This is a genomic window from Chelativorans sp. AA-79, assembly GCF_029457495.1.
GTDB lineage: Bacteria > Pseudomonadota > Alphaproteobacteria > Rhizobiales > Rhizobiaceae > Chelativorans.
The window spans coordinates 4,400,514-4,414,649 of the sequence record NZ_CP120361.1 but is presented as its reverse complement, the minus strand read 5'-3'; the positions used below and the strand labels follow the sequence as shown (position 1 = coordinate 4,414,649).

At 62.4% G+C, this 14,136-nt stretch carries 11 protein-coding genes and 1 pseudogene; 10 read left to right on the top strand and 2 right to left on the bottom strand.

The genetic code is table 11. The features are described from left to right. Positions 1 to 29 precede the first annotated feature (29 nt). Positions 30 to 974, top strand: coding sequence for a sugar-binding domain-containing protein (locus PVE73_RS21630; RefSeq protein WP_277364221.1), 945 nt, complete (start codon positions 30 to 32; stop codon positions 972 to 974). 273 nt (positions 975 to 1,247) lie between these two features. Here PVE73_RS21630 and PVE73_RS21625 read toward each other — a convergent pair whose 3' ends face one another. Continuing rightward, entirely contained in the window at positions 1,248 to 1,625 is a 378-nt protein-coding gene (locus PVE73_RS21625; RefSeq protein ID WP_277364220.1) for a hypothetical protein, read from the bottom strand. Beyond that, on the bottom strand, positions 1,618 to 2,232 hold the full coding sequence (locus PVE73_RS21620; protein WP_277364219.1) for a TetR/AcrR family transcriptional regulator: 615 nt from the start codon (positions 2,230 to 2,232) through the stop codon (positions 1,618 to 1,620). Before PVE73_RS21620 ends, PVE73_RS21625 begins: the two co-directional genes overlap by 8 nt. Before the next feature lie 96 nt (positions 2,233 to 2,328). On the opposite strand from PVE73_RS21620, the gene PVE73_RS21615 reads away from it, so the two are divergent. The 9 genes and pseudogenes from PVE73_RS21615 (at position 2,329) to PVE73_RS21575 (ending at position 14,132) form a co-directional block, all read left to right on the top strand. Beyond that, positions 2,329 to 2,817, top strand: a complete 489-nt coding sequence (locus tag PVE73_RS21615) for a cytochrome b/b6 domain-containing protein (RefSeq protein WP_277364218.1) — start codon at positions 2,329 to 2,331, stop codon at positions 2,815 to 2,817. Between the two features lie 4 nt (positions 2,818 to 2,821). Beyond that, positions 2,822 to 4,120 carry an HlyD family efflux transporter periplasmic adaptor subunit gene (locus tag PVE73_RS21610; protein ID WP_277364217.1) on the top strand — a complete coding sequence of 433 codons (1,299 nt, stop codon included), beginning with the start codon at positions 2,822 to 2,824 and terminating at the stop codon, positions 4,118 to 4,120. After that, the gene (locus tag PVE73_RS21605; RefSeq protein WP_277364216.1) at positions 4,117 to 7,218 is read left to right on the top strand and encodes an efflux RND transporter permease subunit; all 3,102 of its coding nucleotides are present in this window, start codon (positions 4,117 to 4,119) and stop codon (positions 7,216 to 7,218) included. The genes PVE73_RS21610 and PVE73_RS21605 overlap by 4 nt, the downstream gene beginning before the upstream one ends. 180 nt (positions 7,219 to 7,398) lie before the next feature. Further along, a pseudogene (gene dnaE2, locus PVE73_RS21600) lies at positions 7,399 to 7,745 on the top strand (error-prone DNA polymerase); the annotation flags it as partial. 343 nt (positions 7,746 to 8,088) lie between these two features. After that, entirely contained in the window at positions 8,089 to 10,143 is a 2,055-nt protein-coding gene (locus PVE73_RS21595; protein WP_277364215.1) for an alpha-ketoacid dehydrogenase subunit alpha/beta, read from the top strand. Beyond that, a complete protein-coding gene (locus tag PVE73_RS21590; RefSeq protein WP_277364214.1) occupies positions 10,143 to 10,892 on the top strand; it encodes an IclR family transcriptional regulator in 750 nt (249 codons plus the stop codon). Before PVE73_RS21595 ends, PVE73_RS21590 begins: the two co-directional genes overlap by 1 nt. After that, entirely contained in the window at positions 10,889 to 11,317 is a 429-nt protein-coding gene (locus PVE73_RS21585) for a RidA family protein (protein WP_277364213.1), read from the top strand. The genes PVE73_RS21590 and PVE73_RS21585 overlap by 4 nt, the downstream gene beginning before the upstream one ends. An 8-nt stretch (positions 11,318 to 11,325) precedes the next feature. Further along, positions 11,326 to 12,708 (top strand): aminotransferase, encoded by a 1,383-nt coding sequence (locus tag PVE73_RS21580; RefSeq protein ID WP_277364212.1) that lies wholly within the window; start codon positions 11,326 to 11,328, stop codon positions 12,706 to 12,708. After that, positions 12,705 to 14,132: an amidase gene (locus PVE73_RS21575; RefSeq protein WP_277364211.1), complete on the top strand. Its 1,428-nt coding sequence runs from the start codon at positions 12,705 to 12,707 to the stop codon at positions 14,130 to 14,132. The genes PVE73_RS21580 and PVE73_RS21575 overlap by 4 nt, the downstream gene beginning before the upstream one ends. Positions 14,133 to 14,136: the final 4 nt, after the last annotated feature.

Sequence of the window (14,136 nt, the reverse complement as noted above, 5' to 3'; positions counted from 1 at the left end):
GCTATCGATCGCGTCTGAAAGGCAGGAACATGACGAGAGCGAACCACCCATCGGACCGCAACGTGGCCGAAGTGGCGTGGCTTTACTACATCAAGGGCCTCAATCAGGCCGACATCGCCAAGATGCTCGATCTGTCCCGCCCGACGATCATCAGCTACCTCCGGCTCGCCAAGGAACGTCAGATCGTGGGCGTCAAGATCGTGGGCGCCCATTTCCGGGTCAATGCGCTCGCCGATGCCTTGAGAGAGCGCTTTGGGGTGCAGAACGCGTTCGTTGTGCCAAATGACGGCATGTCAGACGAGGAGACGACCCTGCAGGTGTGCGAGGCCGCGGCGCAATTCCTGCCTGATTTTGTTGTAGAAGGTGACATATTGGGGGTGAGTTGGGGCCAAACGGTATCGTTCGTCTCGGAGCGTGTGCCGTGGTGGCCGGTGCGGGGCCTGACCGTGCGTCAGTTGATCGGATCCCTCGCAAACCCTTTGTTGCCGACTTCGGAAAGCTGCACTACCGAGATTGCCCGCCGGCTCTCGGCGCATTGCGTCAATTTGAACGCGCCGGCAGTCTGTTCGGATAGGGAACTGGCGGAGAGGCTACGCGCCGAGCCGATCATCGCCGAGCAGCTGTCGAAGCTCGGGGAGTGCAACAAGGCGGTCTATTCGCTAAGCCCGTGCACCTTCGATACCCATGTGGTGCAGTTCAAGCTCGCGACCGAAGCGGACATATCCTACTACGTGTCCAAGGGCGCTGTCGGCATCATTGCCGGGCGTTTCATCGACCCTGATGGCAACCCGGTCCTGGGTGATCTGGACGAGCGAATGATAGGTGCAGACCACGCCACCCTGCGTAGGATGGCGGGTCTGCTGGTCGTCAGCGGAGTCTCCAAGCTTCAGCCGACACTTGCGGCGTTGCGCGGTGGTTATGTATCTAACATCGTGCTTGACACCCGCCTTGCAGAAGATCTCTTGGCCGGATGACATGACATCTCATCTTGCGCTTCACGCGCAATAATTTGCCAGCTCCTCTTCGAACAATTCCATGAACAGTTCCAGATCCATACCCAATTTGTCCGTGCGGGCGTACGATATGGCAGTCGGCTCACAGCGACATCCGGGTCTTCGCAATGAGAACGAAAGCCGGTGTTGGCCGCGACACTTTTTGCCCCACTTGCGCGTGGCCGCGCATCAATGCGGTGCATCCACGACGATGCTCTCCAGCGGACTATGGGGGCACGATCAAGCCCACCGCATTTATCTCCTCGCCGGCGACTGACGCGCGACCAACGCGATCGCTGCCCAGACCGCGCAGCGCAGTGTCATGGCGTAGACGGTTCGCATCTCGTAGGCGCCGCCCCCCGCGATGTGAAATCCCAGGGCCGTGAATACCAGAACCGTGGCGGCGAAGATCGCAAGAGAGAGCGGGAACGCCCATCTCCGCCCCTGCCAAAGGCCGAGCCCGGCAGCGACATAGGCCGCCCCCGCCAGAGTGTTGAACCACAGGACGAAGGGCACCACCGCACCCATGTCGGGTGCGCCCACAAGGGTCGCGCCGCCCGAGACGATCGTCAACGCACCGAAGACGATGGCCACAACTCCCGCGACACGGGACAAGGTTCTGCGTTCAGCCATGGGAACTATCCTTTTCCAGTCGCAAGAGAGCCATCTGCACGTCGAACATCCGCATTCCTTCCGCGACCAATGGGTAGGCACGCCCGCCCAGCGACCAGCGGATTGCGACGCCCTGGATCAGCGACGTGAGCAGAACGGCGACGTCCTCCGCGGAAACATCCCGGCTCAGGACGCCGTCGGCCTGCAATTCCGCGACCGTGGAGACGAGCCGCTTCTGGAACGCCAACAGAAGCAGCCGGAAGACCTCGCGCAGCGCCGGATTGTCAGTCTGCAGCTCACGCGAGAACAAGATCGAAGGCAGTGCCGGTGATCGCGAAATGGCGGTCAACTGCGCGCCGATCAATGCTCTGAGGCGCGCCTCCGGCTCGTGGTTTTCCGCTTCCATGGCGTCCCAGGCGGCCGTTAGCTGCCCCGCGATGTCTTCGGCAACCGCTAGCCAAAGCGCATGCTTGGTCCCGAAGTGCCTGAAGATCGCCGGCTGCGTTATCCCCACGGCACGGGCGACATCCGTCGTGCTCAGGCGATCCGGCCCGATCTCGTCGGCGAGACGGAGCACTTCGGCAACAATCTCGGCCTTGCGCTCCCCTGCGCTTCTTCGTCGCGGCATGTTGACTCCACTTGTGAGTTAGTTATTACTAACTTAATTTTCATGAGGACGCAACACCGTCCCAATCGCGTGACAGCTGACGAAAGGACATTGACGATGCGCACTCCCTCTGGCTACTCGCGCGCCCAGATCGCGCTCCATTGGATCGTCTTTGCGCTGATCGTCCAGCAGTATCTGTTCAAGGATTCAATCTCGGCGGCGTGGGATCGCGTGACCGAAGGCGTCGAGACGGGGTTCGACCCGCTGGTCCTTCTCCACATCGTTGGCGGCGCACTCGTCTTGCTCTTTGCCCTCTGGCGGCTCGCCCTTCGCGTGCGGCGGGGCGCGCCCGTCCCGGTCGAGGGCAGCGCAGTGCAGAAGATGGCTTCAAAGCTTACCCATCTCGGGCTCTATGCGCTGATGATTCTGATGCCGGTTAGCGGCTCGCTCGCATGGTTCGGCGGAGTCGAGGCCGCGGCGCAGAGTCACAACGCGATGAAGCTGATCCTATTGGCGCTAGTGACGCTCCACGTGGCGGCGACGCTCTGGCACCAGTTCGTCCGGCGCGACAGTACGTTGGCACGGATGCGTCGGGCGGAGGGCTGAGTCGATGCGTCTTGCACCTCTTCTCGTGCTGCTGCCCCTGGCGCTCGGGGCAGCCGCCGCAGCCTGGATGATAACCACGGCGCCCGGCCCCGTGCAGGTGCCGGGCGAGGTGTCGGGGATGCCGGTGCGCGTCATGACGCTCGCGCCTGAAGAATTCCGCCCCGCGACCACCGCATGGGGCAACCTTCGTGCGGCGAAAACCTGGGTTGCCGTGGCCGAGATGCAAGGCGAAGTCGTCTGGCGTCACGCCGATCTCGAACCCGGACGTTTGATCGAAGCGGGCACGGAGGTGCTCAGGATTGACCCCTCCGACTATCGACTTGCGCTTGCACAGGCCGAGGCCGATCTGGCTGCGCTTGAAGCCGAAAGCCAGCAGCTTGCCGGCGAGGCGGCCAACACAAACCGAATCCTGGAACTGGAGCGGGAGCGCCTTGCCCTTGCCGAGGCGGAGCTGAAGCGCGTTCAGACCTTGGCAGAGCAGGGCAGCGTCCCGACAGCCCGTGCCGACGAGGCAGAGCGCGCCACGCTGCTTGCCCGCCGCACGGTCGCCGAACTGGAAAACACGCTGGCCCTGATACCGGCGCGCAAGGCCCGCATCGTTGCGCAGATCGAACGGACGGAAGCCGCGCGGGACCGCTCGCGCCGGGCGCTGGATCGGACCGTGATAACCGCGCCCTTCGATCTGCGCGTGACCGAGGTACCCGCCGAGCAGTTCCAGATGGTCGCGCCGGGGCAGGTCGTCGTCCGAGGCGACGGCATTGCGGAAGCCGAGGTCGTGGCGAACTTGTCCCTGGACGATTTTCGTCGGTTGGTCGGCCCAATCCCGCCCGGCGCCGACCTGATGAGCCTCATGCGCGAGGGCCCCGCGTCGCGGATCGATGTCGCGCTCAGCCCACTGTCGGACCCGACGCAGGTCTGGGATGCCCGGGTCTCCCGGATCGAAGGCAGGCTTGACGTCCGTGCGCGCACCGTGGCCGTCGTGGTTACGGTGGAAGATCCCTATGAGGGCGCAGATCCGCCCCGGCGCCTGCCTCTCGTGCCGAACATGCGGGTGGAACTGCGCTTTTCCGGAGCGCCGATTGTCGACGCGCTCACCATTCCCGAGGCGGCGCTGCACGGTGGGCTTGTCCGTATTGTAGATTCGGACGACCGGCTGCAACTGCGTCCGGTTGCCAAGGCCTTCGTGCAGGGGGGACGCGTCGTCGTGGCGGAGGGACTGGCTCCAGGTGACCGCGTTGTGCTTGACGACGTCTCGCCCGCAATCCCCGGCACGGCGCTGGTCCCGGTCGAGGTGAGCGAATGATTCGCTGGTTCACAGGTCACCCCACGGCGGCAAACCTGCTGCTCCTGGTGTTCCTGGCCGCCGGCAGCTTCGCCGCGCCCGGCCTTCTGCGCGAGACCTTCCCCGATTTCCGTCCTGTCGAGGCCGAAGTCACCGTGCCTTATCGCGGGGCTGCAGCGGAAGACGTCGAGGGTGCGATCTGCACGCCTCTGTGGGATAGCGTGCAGGGAGTTGAGGGGCTCGAGACCTTCGCCTGCACGGCCCAGACGGGTCGCGCCCGTGCGGTCGCCACAATGGCCCCCGGCAACGACCCGCTGCGCTTCGTCAATGCGCTGCGCACCGAAGTGGCAGCCATCGACAGCTTCCCCGATCGCGCCGATCCACCCATCGTGCGCGAGTTGCATCGCACCGACATGGTCACCTCCGTGGCCGTGTCCGGCGACCTGTCTCTGACAGAACTCGACCAGTACGCCGACAATCTATCGGACCGCCTGGCCGCCCTGCCGGGAGTGGCCAGCGTCACCCGCAGCGGACTGGGCACGCGGACATTCAGCATAACCGCGAGACGCGCGGTGCTCGATCAGCACGGTCTCACGCCCGCCGGCGTGGCCGCTGCCGTCGCGGCCCAGAACATCGACATGCCCGCAGGAACGCTCGAAGGCACGGGCGCGGACGTGACCCTGCGATTCACCGCCGAGCGGGACACCGCCACGACACTGGCGGGGATCCCCGTTCTCGTACTTGAGAGTGGTGCCACGCTGACGCTCGGTGACGTGGCGCAGATCGAGGAGCGCTTCGAGCCGGCCGAAAACCGGGCCAGCGTCAACGATACCCCCGCGATTCTGATCGACGTGGCGAAGGCGCTCGACGCCGACGCGCTACGCGTGCTCGATGCCGTTTCCGGGCTGGTGAAGGACGAGGACGCACGCCTGCCCGATACGGTGCGCATCGAAGTTGTGCAGGATGTCACCTCGATCATTCGCGACCGGTTGGTGATGCTGGTGCAGAACGGTGCGATCGGACTGGTCCTCGTCGTCGTAGTGATGAGTCTGTTTTTTCGACCGGGCTTCGCCATCTGGACCGCGATGGGCTTGCCGGTGGCCTTCGCGGGCGCCTTTTTCTGGATGGCGCTGACGGGACTCAGCCTCAACATGATGACCCTGGTCGCGCTTCTGATGGCGATCGGGATCGTGATGGACGATTCCATTGTCATCGCCGAATCCATCGCCGTGCATTCTGAAAAAGGCGTGACGCTTGCAACGGTCGTCAACGGTGTCGGGGCCGTGGCACCCGGCGTTGTGTCGTCGTTTCTGACCACACTTGCCGTTTTTCTGCCACTGGCTTTCCTCGCCGGCGAGCTTGGCGCGGTGCTGGAGGTGCTGCCTGTGGTGCTGCTCGCGGCGATTGCGGCCTCGCTCGTCGAGGCATTCCTGATCCTGCCGCATCACCTGAAAGGCGGGCTCAAGGAAGGTGGTCCACCATCGCGGTTCCGCGTCCGCTTCGACCGCGCATTCGATACTGTGCGCGAACGCGGCGTGGGGCGGCTGGCCGACGCGGCGATCAGATGGCGCTGGCTGGTTGCCGGGTTGGCCATCGGAGCGCTGATCGTGACCGTGGGCGCCATTGCCGGGGGCGTCGTCAAGCGCGAAGCCATGCCCGAGATCGACGGCGACGTGCTCGAGGCACGCATCCTTATGCCAGCAGGCACGCCGTTGGACCGAACGACGGAGGCGGTGACGCAGATCGAGGCGGCGCTCGACCGCGTGAACGTCCGACTGACACCGCATCAGCCGGAGGCACGGCCGCTGGTAGTCCGCCGCATCACGCGGCTGGGCCGCAACCTGTCGGCCGGAGAAAGCGGCCCGCATGTGGCCACCGTCTCGGCAGACCTTCTCGGCGCGGAGACGCGCACCAGCACGCTCGACGAAATCACCGCAAACTGGCGTGGGGAGATCGGCCTCTTGCCGGGGGTCACTTCGTTGATCCTGACCGAACCGGGCATCGGACCGCAGGGCATTGCGGTAGAACTGCGACTGACTCATCCGGACCTCGCGACCCTCGAAGCGGCCGGGCGTGCCACGCTGGCGGAACTCCAGAGCTACGCTGGCGTGCGCAACGCCATTGTTGACTTGCGCGCCGGCGCGCCCGAGCTGCGCCTGAGCCTCGCGTCAGGAGCCGAGGCGCTCGGGCTAACGGCGGCGGGCGTCGCGGACCAACTGCGTGCGGCGTTCCTTGGTACGCAGATTCCCGAAATACGGCACGGCGACCTCGCCTGGGATCTGGAAGTCCTGCTGGCAGACGCCGACCGCGCCACCCGCGAAGACCTGAGCGAATTCGAGATCGCCCTGCCGGGTGGCACGACCGTGCCGCTCGCCACCATTGCCACTATCGAGGAGGCGCGCGGCTGGGGCAGTATCACGCGCCGGAACGGGCTCAGGACGCTGACGGTTTCGGCCGATGTGGACGGGCGGGTCGGCAATGCGGACGCAATCACGGGGCGGCTGGCGGAAGGTTTTCTTCCCGATCTTTCCGCTCGCACGCCGGGACTCGGCTTCCAGATCGGCGGGCAGGCAGCGAATTCGGCCGAGACGGTCGCTTCGATCCTGCGCGGCTTTCTCATCGGCCTGATCGGCATCTACATCGTGCTCAGTTTCCAGTTCCGCAGCTACGTGGAGCCGCTGATCGTGATGCTGACCATCCCCTTGGCCTTTCTCGGCGTCGTCTGGGGCCATATGGTGATGGGCTACAATATCTCGATGCCATCGCTCGTCGGGGCCGCCTCGCTCGCAGGCATCGTCGTGAATAACGCGATACTGCTTGTTAGCGTCGTGAAAGAACGTCGAACAGAGGGAAACCCGGCGGCCGAAGCAGCGGGGTACGCGGTCCGCGCGAGGTTCCGGCCAATCTTCGTATCGGTCTCGACCACCATCATGGGCATGGCACCCCTGCTTTTCGAAACCTCGACCCAGGCGCAGACGCTGAAACCCCTGGTTATCTCGGTCGTATTCGGCCTTCTGGCCGCAACCGTGCTGATCCTCGCCGTCTTGCCCGGCTTCTACATGATCCTGGACGATCTTCGACGTGTTCCGAAATTACCTGATCAGCGGCCAGACCTGTGACGGTGTTGCGATGGGCTACACCCTTGGCGTGCTGCCTGGAGGATTCATCGACGTCTGCTCACCAGCCGCCTCCGTCGCGAATTCCAAACCGCGCCTTGGCCCGTTTGCTCATCATTTCCGGTCCCCAGCGCGGATCGTAGGTAAGTTTCACATCTACGAACTCGCCCCCTGGCACACTGCCTGCGCATGGTCAAGGGATTGGGGAATGCGGAGGCTGCGCGCCTTGTCTCCTGCCGGGAAGACCTGCCCTTCGCGTCAGTGGATGATCTCTGGCGCCACGCCGGCATTCCCGCCGCGGCCCTGGTCGAGCTGGCGGAGGCGGATGCCTTCGGGTCCGCACTCGGCCTTGCGAGGCGTGAGGCGCTCTGGGCCATCAAGATGCTGCGCGACGGACCGATGCCGCTCCTTGCCGCCATCGCTACGCCCTATGACGGCGGGAAGAGAAGTGGTGGAGCACTACGGCCATACGGCTGACCCTTCGGCAGCATCCGGTATCCTTCCTCCGCGCCGACCTGGCTCAGTCTCGGCACCAACCGTGGGCAGGTGAAAGGGGAAGAAGGTCGGGTTGACGAGGAGCACGTTGAGCAGAGCTTTATCTACACGGCTCGTTACCGCTCCGGCGAGGCCAGGACTTGGAATCAGTGGTTGAGCCCAAGATACCTAAAGCTGCCAAGCTTCACTGCATCAAAGCAAGTTTATCAAATTAAATCAAAGCATTGCAGATTTTTTGGAAGCTGGCCTAGCAGCAGAATCAACCCAGCAGACGGAGCAGGTTTCATATCCATGCGAGCCGTTTTATAAAATAGTGATAAACTGACAATAATATTGACATTTGCGGAGAACGGCCATTAGGGTTGCGTATGTGTTGAATTGAACTCGTTGGGAGACATCGTGCCGTCACCAGTTTCTGTATCTGATGCCGAGTTCCTGTTCTCGGCGTATGAACGGGTGTATCGCATACGCCAGTTCGAGCAGACCGCATTCGATCTCAGCACTAGCAAGGAGCCGAGTATCGTCGGCTCGGTGCACCTTTGTGCTGGCCAGGAGGCAGTGCCAATTGGTGCCTTGGCTGCGCTGGAAGAGCAGGACCGGGTTATCGCCACTTATCGCGGGCACGGATGGGCCTTGGAATGCGGCGTATCGGCTGAAGGCCTGCTCGCTGAGCTTTGCCACAAGGCGGCAGGAGTAAACGGCGGTCGCAGCGGTTCTGCCTTGGTGACCGCTCCCAATGATCGATTTCTTGGAGAAAATTCCATAGTCGGCGCTGGTGGGCCCATTGCCTGCGGCGCCGCCATGGCGGCCATGCTTGAAGGGGCAAATCGCGTTGTCGCCGTCACCTTCGGCGATGGCGCCACGAGTCAGGGGGCGCTCCACGAAGCTTTCGTGTTCGCAGTCAGCCGCAAACTACCGGTGATCTTCGTCTGCGAGAACAACGGTTGGTCGGAAATGACGCCGATCTCACGCATTACGAAACTCGATCGCCTCGCGAAGAGGGCGGCGGGATACGGCATTCAAGGGGTTACGATTAATGGCATTGAGCCATTAGCCGTGCGGGAAACATTCGCACTCGCCCGCGAGCGCGCAGTGTCCGGCGAAGGACCGGTGTTCATTGAGTGCCGGGTTCCGCGTCTTTGGGGACACTACAATCGGGATATCGAGCACTACAGGCCGAAACAGGAGCGCCAAGAGGCGCAGACCCGTGACCCGCTCTTGTGGATTGAGCAGCAACTTTGCGAAAGAGCGATAAGTAGCGCAGTTGAACTTGAACTGCTGCGTCAGCGGATTGATCAGGAGTGGGCTGCCGTCGTTGAAAAGGTGCTGGCTCTGCCGGCGCCGGACCCGGAAACGGCCAAGCTTCATGTTGTCGGCCCGCATCGCTCTGCTGTGGCAAATGCCGCCGAAGAGGCGACCGCAGAAGTCAAGGACCTTACCTATATCCAAGCTGTAAACGAAGCCCTGAAGGCAGAGTTGGCGACAAATCCCGACGTGGTTGTCTATGGCGAGGACGTCGGTCATGCTGGCGGGATTTTTGGTGCTTCTCGTTATCTCCAGCGAGAGTTCGGCGAGGAGCGTGTCTTCGATACGCCGATTGCTGAGGCGGCCATTCTCGGATCGGCGGTGGGGGCAGCGCTCGAAGGAAAACGCCCCGTCGTCGAGATCATGTGGGCTGATTTTCTGCTCGTTGCGCTCGACCAGATCATAAATCAGGCGGCCAACATTCGGTATCTGACACAAGGGCGCCGGACAGTCCCTCTGGTGGTGCGCGTACAGCAAGGTGCGACGCCAGGCTCGACGGCCCAGCACTCCCAGTGTCTGGAAGCCATGCTGAGCCATATTCCTGGCCTGCGGGTCGGTCTGCCGGCGACGCCACAGGATGCGTACAGCATGCTGCGCGCAGCAGTCGCTGACGACGATCCGGTTATCATCATTGAGTCTCGAGCGCTCTACCAGATCCCCGCAAGCGTTTCCTTAGCCCAACCAGTGGAGCCGGCATTTGGTGCCACTCTGAGGCGAGGCGGTCAGGATGTCGCGTTGGTCGGTTGGGGCGCTGTTGTGCCGCTGCTTGAGCAGGCTGCGGCCGATCTTGAAAAAATCGGCATATCGGCGGCCGTGCTCGATCTGCGCTGGCTAGCGCCACTGGACTGGGAAGCGGTTTGCGAGACCGTCAGCGCTTGCGGTGGCCGGGTGGTGGTGGCGCACGAGGCAAACCACACGGGAGGGTTCGGTGCCGAAGTTGTTGCCGGATTGATGGAGCGTCTCCCTCCTGGCTCGGTCCGCTTTTCAAGGATCGCTGCTCCGGACGTCCGCATCCCGGCTTCCCCCGTTCTTCAAGAAGCCCTCCTACCGAGCCGCCGAAAGATCGTTGATGCCGCAGCAAGCCTCTTTCGCGCCAATGCGCCGCAGATGGAGAAGGAAATCGCCTGATGAGTGACACTCAACAACCTGCCACTCGCGCACGCATCAATTCTGTGGCGCGTGCAATGAATATTCTGACCGCTATTGCGCGCAGTGAAACTGGCCTCAGTGTCCGGGAGATCGCGGAGACAATCGGCGTCGAGCGGCAGACCGCATATCATCTCGTTCATACGCTGGCCGACATGGGCTTCATTGCACGCGACGAAAGGCGCAACTACCGCTTGGGATTGAAGACCGGTGTCTTGGCCGAGGCTTTTCAGCGCCAGTTCTCTGCACCCGATCATCTACGCCCGCTTGTACGTTCGTTGGCGGCGACTACAGGAGAGACCTGCTATGCGGTTGGCTGGTGGCAAGGCGAGATCGTTACGCTCGACGTGGCACGCGGTACCAACGCTGTGCGTGCCGCTGAAGTGCCGCACGGGCAATATGAGCATGCGCATGCACGCGCGGCTGGAAAGGTATTGCTGGCTTTCGCTCCTGGCCTCCGTGCCCGCGAATACCTTGCCGGCAAACCTCTCGTGGCGCTCACGCCCAGCACCCTAACGGACCTCGGAGCGCTTCAGAGCGAGTTCGAGACCATTCGCAAAAATGGGTACGCCATCGACAACGAGGAATTTGCGCTGGGCGTGTGCTGCATGGCGGTGCCATTGGAGGCCGGCACCGCACCTTTCGCGATCGCTCTATCTGCGCCTGCCGAGCGGTTCCGCGAATGCAAGCACGAGTACCTCGAAGCACTTAACGCGCTTGTCGCACAGTGACCGCGAGGACGGAGATTGAAGATATGACAGTTCGTTATTTCAATTGCGATGCGGTGGCCGCGCCATTTGGCAACTACAGCCATGCCGTGATCGTGCCGCCAGGCGCCTCCACTGTGCATTTGGCCGGGCAGGTTGGTGTCCGCGTCGATGGCTCAATTCCGCACGATGCAGGAGAGCAGACCCGGATCATCTTCGAGAACATGTCGAAGGTCCTCGAACAGGCCCGCTTCACATTCGCGAATATCATCAAGATGAACTATTTCGTCGTCGATGAAGCGGACCTTATGGCCATCCGCGCTGTCCGTGATTCATTCATTCAGCCACCCTATCCGGCGGCATCGCTTGTGCTCGTGAAGGCGTTGGGCCGTTCGGAATGGCGTGTCGAGATCGAATGCATTGCGGCTGGGGTGGAGCAGCCGCAATGAGAAACTCATTGGACCTTCTTGATCGGCACGCACACTTTCATCCGCAGACCGACCCGAAAGTTCTTGATCGTGATGGCCCGATCATTTTCGAGCGGGGAAACGGGGTGACGGTCACCGACAGCTCGGGCCGCAGCTACATCGAAGGAATGGCCAGCCTCTGGTGCGCGACGCTCGGGTTCACTAATCCGCGGTTGGCCAAGACGGCTCACGACCAGATCCTGACGCTTGCCAGCTATCATACGTTCAACAGACGAGCCAATCCGCCCGCGATTGAGCTGTCCGAGAAGCTGTTGTCGATCGCTCCGATGTCGGACGGAAAGGTCTCCTTCTGTAATTCGGGATCGGAGGCCGTCGACACGATGATCAAGCTTGCCTGGCTATACCAGAGCGCGCACGGGCGGCCCCGAAAGCGGAAGATCATAAGCCGGCACAATGCCTATCACGGCAGCACCGTAATGGGAGCTACTCTAAGCGGCCTGCCGCACGTACGTGGGGCAATGGCTTTCGAAGACAACGATGTGGTTCTCTTCGCTGCAGCGCCTCACCACTACCGCCAGGCACAAAAGGACGAAACGCCGGAATCCTTCACGGCTCGGATGCTGAGCGAGCTCGATGCGTTGATCCAGCGCGAAGGGCCGGAAAATATTGCTGCGATGATCGTCGAGCCGGTTATGGGCGCCGGCGGTGTGATCATTCCTCCAGAGGGCTACTACCGCGACATCGAGGCGCTATTGCGTCGGCATGACATCCTGCTCCTGAGTGACGAGGTGATCTGTGGTTTCGGTCGCACCGGCCACTGGTTTGGCTGCCAGGCGTTCGGATTCACGCCCGATATGATGAGCGTGGCAAAGGGTCTTTCCTCCGGTTATCAGCCGATCGGCGCAACGCTCATGAGCGGTGGAATCTATCAAGCCGTGTCGGAGGAAGCCGGGCGGCTTGGCGTCTTTGGCCATGGTTTTACGTATGCCGGCCACCCGGTAACAAGCGCTGTCGCTTTGGAAACGCTGCGCATCTACGACGAAATTGATCTTCTAGGGCGCGTGCGCTCCCTCTCCAAGACCTTTCTTGCGCATCTGCATTCCTTCTCGGACCACGCACTTGTCGGGGAAACGCGCGGCATCGGCATGATCGGCGCCTTGGAACTGGTTGCTGACAAGGCATCGCGGGCGCCATTCCCGCCCAGCAGCCGTGTCGGCGCACGCCTGATCGAGCTTGCTATGGAGCGGGGGATCATCTTGCGCAACCTCGGCGACGTTATCGCCATCTGCCCGCCGCTTGTAATCGAGGAGGCGGAGATCGCCACCTTGTTCTCCCGCCTCTCCGATGCACTTGCCGATCTGCAGAACGAGCTTCTCGCTTCCACTTCTATTGGCCGGGAGGTTTCCGCGTGAATTCCGAAATTCTCGAGTGCGACGCCACAGAGCAGGCCAGATTAATCGCCGACGGCGAAATCTCGGCAGGCGAGTTGATCGAAGCCAGTATCTCCCGGATTGAATCCTGTGACGGGCAAATCAACGCTGTCACGCAGCGTTTTTTCGACGAGGCGCGTAAGAACGCGGATGGCAGCTTGGTGGATGGTCCGTTCCGGGGCGTTCCCTTCCTTGTGAAGGACTTCTATTGCCATATGAAAGGCACGCCGACGACAGGTAGCGCGCGCCTCCTGAAAGACAACGTCATCGACCACGATAGCGAATTGATGCGCCGCTATCGGCAGGCAGGCTTTGTGACGCTTGGCAAGACGAACGTGCCGGAAATGGTCTCAGTGGGAACAACGGAGCCGGCTTGGCGAGGCGCGACGCGCAATCCCTGGAATCTCGATCATACGCCGGGTGGATCGAGCGGAGGCGCAGCTGCCGCGGTGGCCGCACAATATGTGGCTGCCGCACATGCCAATGACGGAGCCGGTTCAATCCGTATTCCTGCGTCCTGCTGCGGTCTCTTCGGTCTCAAGCCGTCACGGGGGCGGATCACCCTTGGTCCGGATGTCGGCGAATCCATCGGCGGAATTACTGCGGAGCATGTTGTCACCCGGAGCGTGCGTGACAGCGCTGCAATTCTCGACGCGACATGCGGTCCTCTGGCCGGCGATCCCTATGTCGCTCCTCCTCCTCCGCGACCCTTCTTGGAATCGGTACGCAGCCCTCAAGCGGGGTTGCGGATTGCCGTTTCCTCAGGCGCTCCGGATGGAACGAACGTCGCGCCCGAATGCGTAGCTGCTGTCGAGGAGGCGGCGAACCTTTGCCGGTCGCTCGGACACCACGTCGAGGAGATCTCCTCGCCGATCGACGGCCCGGGGTTTCGCGCGGCCCTAAGCAACTTCTGGCCGATGACGGTGACCCGCGGTCTGGTCGCGCTTGCGGAGCACCGCGGCACCGATCCCGATGTTCTGGTTCGTGACCTTGAGCCGTTCAACCAGTATCTCTTCTCCAGAGGCATAAACCGCCGAGCCGTCGATTACATCCAGGATCTTGTCCGATTCCAAGGTATGGCGCGCGTCTTCGGACATTTCTTCGAAAAATACGACATCTGGCTATCTCCCACGCTGCCGTTTGCCCCTCCCAAGCTCGGGTATTTCGATGCTGGCACCCTCGGTGGCGAAGAGGCGTGGCAGCGGGTTCTCGATTCCTTCGCCTTCACAGCTCCAGCGAACGTGACCGGATTGCCTTCGGCAAGTGTCCCGATGAGTTGGACCGGCGACAACCTGCCCATTGGTGTTCAGTTGACGGCGCGGCTCAACGATGAGGCCAGCCTGTTCAATCTCGCGGGGCAGATGGAGATCGCGAAACCGTGGAGCGGAAGGCGCCCGGAACTTTAACCGG

Bases quoted from the DNA above. Each gene is read 5' to 3' on its own strand.
- PVE73_RS21630 (WP_277364221.1), top strand. From the start codon at position 30: ATGACGAGAGCGAACCACCCATCGGACCGCAACGTGGCCGAAGTGGCG.
- PVE73_RS21625 (WP_277364220.1), bottom strand. From the start codon at position 1,625: ATGGCTGAACGCAGAACCTTGTCCCGTGTCGCGGGAGTTGTGGCCATC.
- PVE73_RS21620 (WP_277364219.1), bottom strand. From the start codon at position 2,232: ATGCCGCGACGAAGAAGCGCAGGGGAGCGCAAGGCCGAGATTGTTGCC.
- PVE73_RS21615 (WP_277364218.1), top strand. From the start codon at position 2,329: ATGCGCACTCCCTCTGGCTACTCGCGCGCCCAGATCGCGCTCCATTGG.
- PVE73_RS21610 (WP_277364217.1), top strand. From the start codon at position 2,822: ATGCGTCTTGCACCTCTTCTCGTGCTGCTGCCCCTGGCGCTCGGGGCA.
- PVE73_RS21605 (WP_277364216.1), top strand. From the start codon at position 4,117: ATGATTCGCTGGTTCACAGGTCACCCCACGGCGGCAAACCTGCTGCTC.
- PVE73_RS21590 (WP_277364214.1), top strand. From the start codon at position 10,143: ATGAGTGACACTCAACAACCTGCCACTCGCGCACGCATCAATTCTGTG.